This is a genomic window from Thermodesulfobacteriota bacterium, assembly GCA_034189135.1.
Classification (GTDB): domain Bacteria; phylum Desulfobacterota; class Desulfobacteria; order Desulfobacterales; family JAUWMJ01; genus JAUWMJ01.
In genome coordinates this window covers 1-13234 of the sequence record JAXHVO010000094.1, presented here as the reverse complement: position 1 = coordinate 13234, position 13234 = coordinate 1, and the positions used below count along the sequence as shown (strand labels likewise).

At 46.2% G+C, this 13234-nt stretch carries 8 protein-coding genes; 1 reads left to right on the top strand and 7 read right to left on the bottom strand.

Annotated features, from left to right (window positions below; all coding sequences use genetic code 11):
* Positions 1–71: 71 nt before the first annotated feature.
* The 4 genes from SWH54_14180 to SWH54_14165 form a co-directional block, all read right to left on the bottom strand.
* Entirely contained in the window at positions 72–1115 is a 1044-nt protein-coding gene (locus SWH54_14180; protein MDY6792405.1) for a 4Fe-4S dicluster domain-containing protein, read from the bottom strand.
* Positions 1116–1158: 43 nt separating this feature from the next.
* Positions 1159–2106, bottom strand: coding sequence for a 4Fe-4S dicluster domain-containing protein (locus SWH54_14175; GenBank protein ID MDY6792404.1), 948 nt, complete (start codon positions 2104–2106; stop codon positions 1159–1161).
* 1 nt (position 2107) lies between these two features.
* On the bottom strand, positions 2108–2539 hold the full coding sequence (locus tag SWH54_14170; GenBank protein ID MDY6792403.1) for a hydrogenase iron-sulfur subunit: 432 nt from the start codon (positions 2537–2539) through the stop codon (positions 2108–2110).
* 228 nt (positions 2540–2767) lie between these two features.
* Positions 2768–7213 (bottom strand): FAD-dependent oxidoreductase, encoded by a 4446-nt coding sequence (locus SWH54_14165; protein MDY6792402.1) that lies wholly within the window; start codon positions 7211–7213, stop codon positions 2768–2770.
* A 521-nt stretch (positions 7214–7734) separates the two neighbouring features.
* On the opposite strand from SWH54_14165, the gene miaA reads away from it, so the two are divergent.
* On the top strand, positions 7735–8667 hold the full coding sequence (gene miaA / locus SWH54_14160; GenBank protein MDY6792401.1) for a tRNA (adenosine(37)-N6)-dimethylallyltransferase MiaA: 933 nt from the start codon (positions 7735–7737) through the stop codon (positions 8665–8667).
* Positions 8668–9035: 368 nt separating this feature from the next.
* On the opposite strand, the gene alr is transcribed toward miaA, so the two are convergent.
* The 3 genes from alr to SWH54_14145 form a co-directional block, all read right to left on the bottom strand.
* Entirely contained in the window at positions 9036–10184 is a 1149-nt protein-coding gene (gene alr / locus SWH54_14155) for an alanine racemase (GenBank protein ID MDY6792400.1), read from the bottom strand.
* A 195-nt stretch (positions 10185–10379) separates the two neighbouring features.
* Complete coding sequence (gene ald / locus SWH54_14150; GenBank protein ID MDY6792399.1) at positions 10380–11492, bottom strand: alanine dehydrogenase; 1113 nt, start codon at positions 11490–11492, stop codon at positions 10380–10382.
* A 67-nt stretch (positions 11493–11559) separates the two neighbouring features.
* Entirely contained in the window at positions 11560–12810 is a 1251-nt protein-coding gene (locus SWH54_14145; protein MDY6792398.1) for an acetyl-CoA C-acyltransferase, read from the bottom strand.
* Positions 12811–13234: the final 424 nt, after the last annotated feature.

Here is a 13234-nt window from a genome sequence, read left to right as displayed (position 1 = left end):
AAACTTATGTTTTCCAAAGGTCTCTTTGGGTCTTAATTTTGATATATTCCTAAAAAGTTGAAAACGGCTCTTCAGGAATTCATCAATTCACAAACTTTGCGAATATCAATATTTACTGGGCAAAAACGGACACACCGACCACAGCCGACACACATAATTCCGTCTTCATACTTGTCCAAGAAATATTTTAGCTTATGCATAAATCGCTGTCGGACACGCGCAAGTTTGGTACCTCTTGGATTGTGTCCGGAGCTGTGGTGAGTAAATAATGGATACATGCAACTGTCCCAGTTTTTAAACCGTTTTCCTGATTTGCCATGATTTTCATCCTGGATGTCAAAACACCAGCAGGTTGGACAAAGATATGTGCATGTACCGCAGTTGATGCAGGCAAAGGCCACATCCTCCCAAAAATCGGCTTCATAAAGCTCCATGATCGATTTTTTTTCAATCTGGTCAAAGGCAATCTTTGATGAGATTTTAGCTTCCGCTTTATTTTTCACTTCATTAATTTGTTTGATCGCCGCATCAGTATCCGCCTTTTCCGTCCAACCGGCTGCTTTTAGGTAGTCATCTCCTTTTTCCGTAATCACTTTTGCCAGGAAGTGATCTGTCATGTCAACCAAAAGCACATCCAAACCGCTTTCGTCAAAGGGGCCTGATTTTGTACTGGTACTAAAGTCTGAATGATCGGGATCGTTTATTGCCAGGCCGACAAATGTACAGGCTTCATAAGCGTCACACCAATAAGGGTCTCTATAATCCGGTGTGTCAAAGTTCTTTTGAACCAGAAGAAAGGCTGCTGCATCATAAGGTCGAATACCAATGACCGCACACGGAGAATAGTCTTTCGCCGGCCTTTTCAAAAGGTTACAATCTTCACTCTTTTCGTCGGTGTTATATTCAAACATAACTTCAGACTGGGGAAACGCAATGGATTTAGGTGAAATTACCGTGTTTAAAGTGGTTAAATCCGGCTTCTGGCCTTTATCAAGTTCTTTAAATTCGGCAAATGGTTTAGTCTTCTGTTTAACAGGAGCAATCAGACGGTAAGCACTTTTTGACTTTTCAAGTCCAGCGGTCCAATCTTTTTTGTCAATTTTTATGACTTTCATACTTTTGCCTTCAATTCATTGGTTTTGGTTTTCATTTGGTTTACTATTTTATAAAATCATTGGGATCTTCAGGTCTGAATGTATCCAGTGGCGGTCGTTCATCAAGAGACATACCCGCTTCCCATCCATACTGCTCAAAACAATCCTTTTCAAGCTTTCTGGTGAACATTCGCATGTTTATCCCCACCGGACATGCACGTTCACAGGCACCACAGTCCGTGCATCTGCCGGCACAATGGTATGCCCTTAAAAAATGAAAGGTCCGTGTGTCTATTGAATCGTCGCTTTTGCCCACCCACTGAGGCCGTGACTCGTCCACGAAGCAGGTGGGGCAGTAGCATAGCGGGCACGCATTTCGGCATGCATAGCACCGGATACAGGCTGAAAGAAGATCGTTAAAATAATTCCATTTTTCTTTAGGAGACAAAGCTTCTATTTTTCGCACATCCTCGTATCGATCCAAGTCCTTTTGTTCTTCAACCAGATCTGCAACAAGTTCATCATAAATAACCGGGTTTCTATGAATACAAAGCGAGCAGTTTTGTTGAAGCACATCATTCTTTTTCAAGCTTTCTTCAAAGCCACTACCCTTTACGATGACATTTCCGTTCTGCTCGGTGACCTGTTTGATTTCCCCCTCAAACATGGAGGTTATTTTGTTTTTGTCAATCATTCCCCTGCAAGGTACACCTATGATCACAAGCTGCTCTCTTTTTATCTTGTTCTCAATGATATGGGTAACGATATTTCGGCTGTCACACCCTTTGGCAATAATACCTATTTTTTCCTTTCTGTCGGTTAAGTAGTTTGCCAGATTGATTCCGCAGTTGCTGTCCCATACGAGCTCGTCCACATCTTTCGGACTTTTTATCACACAGGGTTCATTCATCATCGGCATGGTTCCTTTTTTAAAACCGATGATTATATCGACTGTTTGGTTTTCCAAGAGCCCTTTTGATATTTCCCTTATTTTATCAATATAATTTAACATGTTAAGCTGCCTTAGCCTCTTTGGTTATAAAATGATTGTTCGGTCCAAGGACCCTCACCGCTTCGATGACCTCGTTTACCACCTGCACAAATTTGGTCGATTCAGCGGAAGAGACCCATGAAAACTGAATACGGCCCGGTTCAACTCCCATATGTTCCATAAGGTTTTGAAAAAGTGCAAATTTTCGTCGCGCGTAGTAATTACCTTCCAGGTAATGGCATTCTCCGGGATGTCACCCGGATACCCAGACTCCGTCCGCACCTTCTCGCAGGGCAGCCAGGGCAAACTTGGGATTCATGCTTCCCGTACAGGGAATGCGGATGACCCTGATATTCGGTGGATATTGCATTCTGCCCACACCGGCGAGATCTGCAGCAGCGTAACTGCACCAGTTGCATAAAAATGCGACAATCTTAGGTTCCCAATCGGACATTTAAATTTCTCCTTTAAGCTTTCATCGATTATAATTTGTTTTTTTATCCACAGATTTACACAGAGAGACACAGATTATTATATCTGCCAACCCGGCAGAAATAATAGTGCAAACCTCTGGCAAAACGAAAAACGCTTACAAACCAAGTTTGTGCAAACCCAATTTGCAGCCGCACGCAATATGTTTTACATTTTTACTTACAACTCGCAACACGTAACCCGTAACCGGTTATATCGCTTCATTCATTGCATATATCTGAGCAAAAATCTGGTCGTTATCAAAGCCTTTAAGATGAATGGCTCCTGACCGGCAGGATGCCACGCAAAGTCCGCAGCCTTTGCATAAAATCGGATTGATCTCGGCTTTGCCGGAAAATGGGCCTTCTTCGGTAAAAGAAGGTGCTGAGTATGGACATATGGAAATACAGACACCGCAAGAACTACAAATGGGCGGCTCCGTTTTAGCCACTATGCCACTGGTATATACTTTTTCCTGGGCTAAAAGAGTTACTGCACGGGATGCGGCCGCTCTACCCTGGGCGATGGATTCATCAATGGGTTTTGGATAATGTGCCATGCCGCACAGGAAGATACCATCGGTGGCAAAATCAGAAGGCCCTAGCTTGGCATGCCTTTCAATAAAAAATCCATCATCGTTTAACGGTACCTTGAAAAAATTAGCAAGTTTTTCATCCCGGTTGGGGATAATGGCCGAAGCCAGTGTTACCATGTCTGCGCTGATTTCTATTGTCCGGTCCAAAATATGATCCAAAACGGTAACTTTAATAAAATCTTTAGCCACCTTTACCTTGGGTTTGTTTTCCAGGGAGTACCGGATAAAGATAATTCCTTTTTCCCTTGCCTCTTTATACAGGTATTCACGCTCACCGTATGTTCTTATATCCCGGTAAAGGATAAAGATGCTCATGTCCGGGTTTCGCTTTTTAAGTTCAAGGGCATTTTCAATGGAATGGGTGCAACAAACCCGGCTGCAGTATGGTCTGTCAGGTTCTCTGGATCCCACACATTGAATAAATACTGCTGTATTCAGTGAATCGATTACAGGGTCATTTTCGATAAATTTTCTGTCAAGCTCAAGACTTGATAAGATCCTGGGATCTTGCCCGTAACTGTACTCGTCAGGCTCTAATTGTTTGGCACCGGTGGCAAGTACCGCTATGCCGTGTTCTAAAACCTCACCATCACCATTATTGGAAAGAGTCGATTTAAAATTGCCGACAAAGCCATCAACTTCAGTAATAGTTGTATTTAGATGAACATGAATCTTTTTATCCTTTGTGATTTCATCCACCAGCTTTGCAAGTTTTTCCTGTATGTCTCCACCATCATAGGTGTGATAAAGGTTTAAAGCCTGTCCGCCAAGACTTGAGCTTTTTTCAATGATATGGGTTTCGTACCCTTGTCTGGCGAGGCTTCTGGCTGAAGCCATTCCTGATATGCCGCCTCCTAAAACCATGGCGGTTTGATTTACCGCAAGTTCGGCCTCCTCAAGGGGTTCCATAAGGGCAACCTTGGAGATAGACATGCGGACAAGATCCTTTGCTTTTTCAGTGGCAAGATCTGGATTATCTTTATGCACCCATGAATCCTGATTACGTATGTTGCACATTTCAAACAGGTACTTGTTTAAACCGGCATTAATAAGGGTTTCCTGAAACAGTGGCTCATGGGTTTTGGGTGTACATGCGGCCACCACCACCCGGTTCAATCCTTTCTCCTTGATAATCTGGGCCATGGAATCCTGCGTATCCTGGGAACAGGTAAAGAGGTTATTGGTCACATACTCCACATAGGGAAGTGAGGCTGCGTATTCAGTGACCGCCGGCACATCAACCACGCCGGCGATATTAATACCACATTTGCAGACAAAAACGCCGATTTTTGGCCGCTGGCCGGTAATGTCTGTTTCGGGAATGATTTCGGCAGTTTTGGTGGTGGTATTTCGCGCATCACTGAGTATTTCACCGGCAGCGGATGCAGCTGCACTGGCATCAACCACGGCCTGAGGAATATCTTTAGGCCCCTGAAAGGCTCCGCAGACATAAATTCCTTCCTTTGAGGTCGTCACCGGTTCAAAGGAATCTGTCTTGCAAAAGTTGCCATCAGTCAGTTCAATACCCAGCTTGTTTGAAAGTTCAATCAGTTCAGGTGGAGTCTGCAAGCCGACTGATAAAACGATCAGGCTGAAGTTCTCGGATTGAAGTTCTCCGTTTTCAGTCAGATAACGAACAGTAAGGTCATCTTCGCCGGCCGGATCTATGGTATGTACACGGCTTCTGATAAAGCGGACACCGTGCTGGTCTCTGGCTGACTCATAAAATCTCTCAAAATCCTTACCAGGGGTACGCATGTCCATGAAAAATATGGCACAGTCCAGGCCGTTGCCGGCATGCTCTTTGGCAATAACCGCCTCTTTAATGGCATACATACAGCAAACCGATGAACAGTAGGAATGGTCACACCGGTTTAAGTCTCTGGAACCGATGCATTGAAACCAGGCGATCTTTTTAGGCTCCTTTCGGTCAGACGGTCGGACCAGATGTCCCTGGAAGGGTCCGGTGGCGGAAAGAATCCGCTCAAACTCGATGGAGGTGATCACATTGGGATAGTTGGCGTAGTTATAGGTATCAATATCTGACGGATCAAAGGATTTGAATCCGGGTGCCAATATCACACTGCCGACATCGATGGATACGTTTTTTTCCTTTTCGGCATGGGTCTCAATGGTCACCGCTTCGGCTTTGCATGCCTCCACACATTGAAAACACTCACAGCAATAGCCGCAGTTTAGACAGCGTCCTGCCTCAGCCTGTCCCTCCGCCTCAGTGTATCCCAGCTCAACCTCTTTAAAGTTGCCTTTGCGCTGTTTTAGCCCCAGTTCAGGCATCTTTGCCCTGGCTGCAGGTAGTTCATCCTTTGGAATCGGTCGATAAACCGGGTCATCTTTGGTGATCGGCTCACGGCCTGCAACCATATCCCGGCCGTCTATATAACGGACAATAGATTCCGCTGCCTCCTTGCCGGCTGCAATCGCTCCAATGGCCACCCATGGACCTGTTTGTACGTCCCCACCGGCAAAAACACCCTTACGGCCCGTGGCATAGGTGATGGTGTTCACCTCGGTCGTTCCCCACCTGGAAAACTCCAAGTCGGTTATATCTTCTATGGCCGAAAGGTCCGGCCTCTGGCCAATAGCCGGTATGAGCTGGTCAATCTTAATATCATATTCGCTTCCCGGTATGGGAACCGGTTTCCTTCGTCCTGATGAATCGGGCTCGGTCAGTTCCATGCGAACACATCGCAGACCCACCACCTTGCCATCTTCGACCAGCACCTCCTGCGGGGCAGAAAGATAGGTGAGCTTGACCCCTTCGTCTTCTGCGGCCAGAATCTCTTCCTCCCAGGCAGGCATCTCCGCACGGGACCGGCGATAAATAATACTGACCTCTTTTGCCCCCAGCCGAACCGAGCAACGGGCCACATCAATGGCCACGTTACCTCCTCCGATGATGCCGACCCTTTCTCCCACATCGGCTTTACCGGAAAGGTTGACCTCTCTTAAAAAATCAACTCCCTGTCGAACACCGGCTGCCTTTTCACCCGGCACTCCAAGCTCGATTCCCTTGTGAGCTCCGATGGCCAGGTACACCGCCTCATACCCCTGACTGAAAAGATCTTCCACCGTCAGTTCCGCACCAAGGGGGGTATTGGTCTTGAGTTCTACACCCAGATTGGTCACCACTTCAATGTCTTTATCCAGCACTTCTCTCGGCAGTCGGTGTGCAGGAATACCGACCCTAAGCATTCCCCCTGCTTCGGGCAATGCTTCAAAAATAGTGGATAAAATTCCTTTTCGCGCCAGCTGATAGGCCGCGGAAAGCCCGGCAGGACCGGACCCAATAATGGCCACCTTTTCTTTTCTGGTCGGCAGGCATTTGACTTCTATGTCCCGAGGATCAAATTGATCCGCAGCCAATCGTTTGAGGTCGCGGATGGCAACCGGTTCATCCACCTCACACCTGCGGCAGGCGTCTTCGCAGCCATGGGGACAAATTCTGCCAAGTACCCCCGGCAGCGGCAGGTCATTCATTATAATTTCAAGCGCCTGTTTATATTTCCCCTGTCCCACCATCTGGACATACCCCTGAACATTCAAACCCGCAGGGCAGGCCAAACGGCAGGGAGCCTTATCCGTCTTCTGTACGGCAAATCCACCGGGAATGGCCTGGGCATATTTTTTATAAATAGCCTTTCTGTCGCCCAAACCCTCGTCATATTCGCTGGACAGTTCCACCGGACAGACTTCCGTACAATCACCGCAAGCGGTGCATTTATCCGAATCCACAAAACGCGGTGCTTTGGTAAGGGTGATTTGAAAATTGCCCTTTTCACCTTCGATCTTTTCTATACTTGAACAGGTATGAAGTTCGATGTTTAAATGCCGGCCGACCTCGACCAGTATTGGCGAGATAATTCACATGGCACAGTCATTGGTGGGAAATGTCTTGTCAAGCTGAGCCATTACCCCGCCAATGGACGGAGATTCTTCTACCAGGTGAACATAATACCCGGAATTGGCTAAATCAAGTGCCGACTGCATACCGGCAATACCTCCGCCTACAACCATTACCGATCCTGTTACTTTTTTTGCCATCTTAATTAATTTCCTTTGTTAAATTAGATCAAACACCAATGGTTCACTTTAATCTTATGAATATGACATAATTATTTTATCAGCCAAACCATCAATCTCGCACAGGCATGAGCCAAGAAAAAATCTTGTCTTTGACCCGATCGGGAAAAGGGGTTATGAATTCCTTAGGCTTTCTCGAACCATGATCTGAGGTTCGCTGGAAAACTTTGGGCTGTTTTGAAATTAAGATTAAAATGAATTCTAATATATGCCGATTTATAACTTGTCAATAAAACTTAAAGTTATAGTGAATTTTTTTTGAATAAGCATCGGCTTTGCGATGGATCAATTGGGCTTTAATTAACCGAAATCATAATTGTAACTTTTCTTCAATCCCCCATTTATCATTTTGATTTAGGTGGGTCCATCGAATAAAATTCTTTTAATATGGAGATCTTTTATTTTTTCTTTGTCTTTTTAACGCCTTTGTGTTGAGAAAAGGCAGGTGAAAAAGATTACCAGGAAACGAAAAGACCAAAAAAATGAATTCAACCGAGATAAAACCAGAAGTGATTATTATATGTGGTCCCACGGGAATCGGTAAGACATCTGTTGCGATTAAAATTGCCCGGGAGGTGAACGGTGAAATAGTCAGCGCAGATTCAATGCAAATCTACAATTATATGGATATCGGTACCGCTAAACCAACTCCGGAGGAACAAAGTCAGGTTCGTCATCATATAATAGATATCGTTGATCCGGATGAAAATTTTGATGCGGCAAAATTCACCCACAGAGCCCATGAAAAGATAGCAGAACTACATACCCGTGGTATTGCCCCGCTGGTTGTCGGAGGTACCGGGCTATATATAAAGGCTCTCACCCATGGCCTTTTCGATGCCCGAACTGTGGACCTGAACATACGCAAAAGATTAAACCAAGAGGCTGCCATATTCGGAACCGCCTTCCTCCATAACAGGTTGGCCGCATGCGATCCGGATGCGTCGGATAGAATTCATCCCAATGACACATACAGAATAGTAAGGGCACTTGAAATGGTTGAAGCAACCGGGAAAACGATTTCAAAGCACCAGCAAGATCACGGTTTTACGGATAAACGATACCGGGTGATTAAAATCGGCTTGAAAACGGAAAGAAAGGCACTTTATGATCGAATAAACCAAAGAGTCGATGCAATGATAGAAAAAGGGCTTGTGGATGAGGTCAAGGATCTTCTCAACAGGGGCTATGCGGAAAACCTCAAATCCATGCAGTCCATCGGCTACAGACATATGGCAGACTTTCTCAAAGGACGTCTTTCGTGGGACGAGGCTTTAAGGACGCTGAAGAGAGACACAAGAAGATATGCGAAGCGCCAAATGACCTGGTTCAATGCAGATTCTGAGATTGTGTGGAAAGAACCGGATCAGACAGAAGATATCACAATAAGAGTGAAGGATTTTCTGCAATCATAAAAAAAATATCATCTTAACTGGTTGAGGGGTCGGGGACTATTTCAATCTCTACTCAGTTCGTCCGGAGAAGCGCCCATTTGCCCGTATCAGCCTTAACAATCATTTCGAGAAACTGGCGTACGGCAGCTATCTCGCTGAGATTCGATTTGAACCAGCCCCATAGAACAGAACCCCACGGCAGCGTTGATCGTCTCTGCCTGTATGGATTTAACTGAGAAGATAGGGGGCGTGTACAGAGTGCTGGTCTTATTTGTTAAGGCTGATACGGGCAAATGGGCGCTTCTCCGGACGAACCACTAACAATCATTAAAGCTCAAATGGTTTACAAAAAAGGCCATTTATGAGAAACTCCCCGATCCATTGTCTGGTTAACGATTCAAATACATCCTTGGTACACGATTCGATATCCGGGTGACCACCTCATAGTTGATGGTGTCAGTAAAACTTGCAATCTCATCGGCTGAAATAAATGCGTTCCCCTGTCGGCCGAAAACAACCGCCTCATCTTCGATTTCAACTTCCGGGATATGTCCGACATCAATCATGGTAAGGTCCATGCACACGCGGCCAATAATGGGGGCCCTTTGCCCGTGTACAAGCATATGACCGTTAGATGACATCAGACGGCTGAATCCGTCCCCATAACCGATGGGTATGGTGGCAATGGTGGTCGGTTTTTTGGTTTCATGGGTAATGCCGTAGCTGACCATAAAGCCGGCAGGTACTTTCTTCAGGTGAATAATCTTTGCTTTTAAAGACATGGCGGGCAGAAGTTTTATTCGGTTTTTATCTATCTCATCAGACGGATAGAGACCATAAATGGAGATGCCCGCCCTCACCATGTCAAGATGGGTTTGCGGCATGTCTATAATCGCACCGCTGTTGGCTGCATGTCTTACACTGAATTTTATTCCTTCCTGGTGAAGCTGGTCTAAAAATTTTACAAAAATCTGAAACTGTTGTTCAGCATATGACTTGTCGGACCAGTCGGCGGTGGCAAAGTGAGTAAATATTCCTTCCAGTTTAAGACCGGAAAGCCCAGCGATGGATTTAACCTCTTCAACCGCGCTGTCAGCAGGAGCGGCGCGACGGCTGTCCGGCAGGAGTCCTAGTCTTCCCATGCCGGTATCCACTTTAAGATGAATCTTGTTTCTAATATCCTGAGAAGAGGACGTGTCGGAAAGTGCCCGAGCTGTTTCATAGGAATAGACGGTCTGGATCAGGTCAAACTCATATAACCTGGCTGCTTCAGATGGCGGCGAGTATCCAAAAACCAGAACAGGGGCATCTATGCCGGCCTCTCTAATCCGAATTCCCTCGCCAACTCTTGCCACCCCAAGCGCATCTGCCCCATTTTTCAGTACCTGCCTGGCCACTTCAATAATGCCATGTCCGTATGCATTCGCTTTTACGGCAACCATCAGGCGAGCGGAAGGGTTGGTCATACGCCTTAGCTCACGTACATTATGATCGATGGCATTCAGATCAACTTCTGCCCAAACAATGGGAGATTCCAAAAAAAAATACCTCCAAAGACAATGGCTGTGTCCATGTTGCCGGTGGGGAATTTCGTGTTAGTGGTATTAAAAAGAATTATTCCCCACGAACAGCTTACAACCCGGAACACGTCACTGGTGACATAATGTTGAAGTATAGAAACAACATGCCGGCTGAAAGAAATAACAACATGTCAATATGATATGGCCTAGCGTCTATAACAAATCATCAACAGGAGTACACTTAAGGCCAAATGCATCCGCAACCCCTTGGTAAACCACTTTACCCATGGCAACATTTACGCCGGGTTTGATCTCCGCATTTTCCTGTATCGCTTTTTTCCAGCCCTTGTTTGCTATTTCAACGGCATAGGGTAATGTGGCATTTGTCAGCGCATTGGTGGATGTTTTGGGTACCGCCCCCGGCATATTGGCAACGCAATAGTGAATAATGCCGTCTACCGTATAGATCGGATCCGAGTGCGTGGTTGCCTTTGATGTTTCAAAGCATCCCCCCTGATCTATAGCCACATCCACGACTACAGCCCCCTTTTTCATGGTTTTCAGCATTTCTTTGGTGATCAGTCTCGGCGCTTTTGCCCCTGGAATAAGGACAGCACCTACCACAACGTCGGATTCTTTAACCAGTTTTCGGATAGTAGCCGGACTTGACATTAAAGGAAAACAGTTGGCCGGCATGATATCGCTAAGATAGCGCAACCGGTCAAGGTTGAAGTCGAGGATGTAAACCTTGGCACCTATGCCGCAGGCCATCTTGGCGGCATTGGTTCCGACCACTCCACCGCCGATCACCAATACCGTCCCTGGATTGACTCCGGGAACACCGCCCAAGAGAAGGCCTCTCCCGCCATGTGCCATTTCAAGGTACTTTGCTCCCTGCTGGATTGCCATACGACCGGCCACTTCGCTCATGGGGGTGAGCAGGGGTAGGGACCCGTCTTCTTTCTGTATGGTTTCATAGGCAATATTGACGCTTTTACTCTTAATTAGCGCATGGGTCAGTTCTTCCGCTGCTGCCAGATGAAGATAGGTAAAAACGATCTGATTTTCTCTGATAAGATCATACTCCGGAGGCAGGGGTTCTTTAACATGCATCACCATATCGGCACGCTTATAAATGTCTTCCGGCGTATCGATTAGCTCCGCTCCGATTTGGAGGTATGCGTTGTCTTCATAACCACTTCCCATACCTGCTGTTTTTTCCACCAAAACCGTATGCCCATTTTGTTTTATCACTTCCGCTCCTGCCGGTGTCATGGAGACACGGTTTTCTTCAGCCTTGATTTCTTTTAAGATTCCTACGATCATCTTACACCTCTTTTTGTTAATTTGGATTGTTTAAAAATTCGATCTTATGAATGTATCACCCATACTTTTATACAATCTCTAATGCACAAGCCATCGATACACCCCCGCCGCCGCAAAGGGTGGCAAGACCGAGAGTTTTACCTCTTTTTTTCATGGCATGTATTAGAGTCACCATAATCCTGGCGCCTGTTGCACCCACAGGATGGCCCAGACCGATTCCGGACCCGTTTACATTGGTGATCTCTCTGTTTAGGTTGAGATCCCTTTCGCAGCCGATGTATTGAGCAGCAAAGGCCTCATTGAGCTCTATGAGTTCAAAATCTTCCATTTTTAAACGGCTCCTGGTAAAAAGATCCTTTACCGCAGGCACAGGAGAAAGCCCCATAACTGAAGGATGGCACGCACCCCTTCCCACCGCCTTTATTCTGGCCAGCGGATGAATTCCCAGAGATTTCGCCTTTTCCGCAGACATGATTACCATGCCCGCAGATCCGTCATTGATACCGCTGGAATTTCCTGCAGTCACCTTGCCGATTTTGGGCAGAAAGGCCGGCGGAAGCTTGGCAAGCTGTGCCATGGTTAAACCCGGCCTGAAATGTTCGTCTTTGTCAAACACGATGGGGTCTTTCTTTTTTACCGGGATTTCCATGGGTACTATTTCATCTCTGAAGGAACCGTCGTTTGTTGCCCTTTCCGCACTGTTCTGACTCCTTAAGGCAACTTCATCCATCTCTTCTCTGGAGATATCCATGTGCTGGGCGATAAATTCAGCAGTATGTCCCATAATGTAGGGCTTTCCCTTGAAAAAACTTAAAGGGGGGTCGTCCGCGTCTACCGGTCCGTCTTCAGGGTGAGGGATAATGTGTGATCCGCAGTGAAGGGCGTGGATCATGGAATCGACAAATACGCTATCCTGGAGCCGGCAGCCCCATCTTGCGCCAGGAACGGTGTAGGGTGCTCCGGACATGTGCTCCACACCACCTGCAAGGATCACATCTGCCATACCTGCCTGGATCATCGCCATGCCGGAGATGACCGCCTCCATTGAGGATATGCAAACACGGTTAATTGTTACCGCTGGAATGGTGTCCGGAAAACCGGCAAGAAGTGCCCCCACGCGGGTGACGTTAAGGGCGTCCACCGGTTCCATGCAACAGCCGTATCGTATGTCATCTATAATTTCAGCATCTATGCCGGCTCTTTTCACCGCCTCTCTCATGGTAATTTGGGCTAAAACAGCAGCATTGCTGTCCCTCAAACTTCCGCCGAATGCGCCTATAGCCGTTCGACATGCAGAAACAATCACGACCTCTTTCATTTTAAAGCTCCCTTGTTAAATAGTACTTATGTTTCACGCCCCTGTTTTGCAGAAATAGATGCCTTGACTGCACACATAAGATATAAAACCAGATGTGAATCAACCCGTTAAGGATTCAGATACCCCTGTAAATAAAGGGTGTAAAACTTTAGTATATTAGTGAACTCAGAAATTAAAATAAATGATTCCTCCGAAAAAAGAGTTTATCCTACGAAAATCTGCCGGGATTTGTCAAGACAGGAATCAACTCTTTAAGAATTCATGCTCTACGATAGCTGGAAGGTGCAAACTTTGAGTTTTAATCTAGATAGTGCCTGAACGAAAAGTCATGGTTTTACGAGCCAGCCGGTTGGTTATGTTCGTTCATTAAATTACTACCGTTCAAAATGATGGCAGCCAGTAGTAAATCAAATCTTGGCTACCT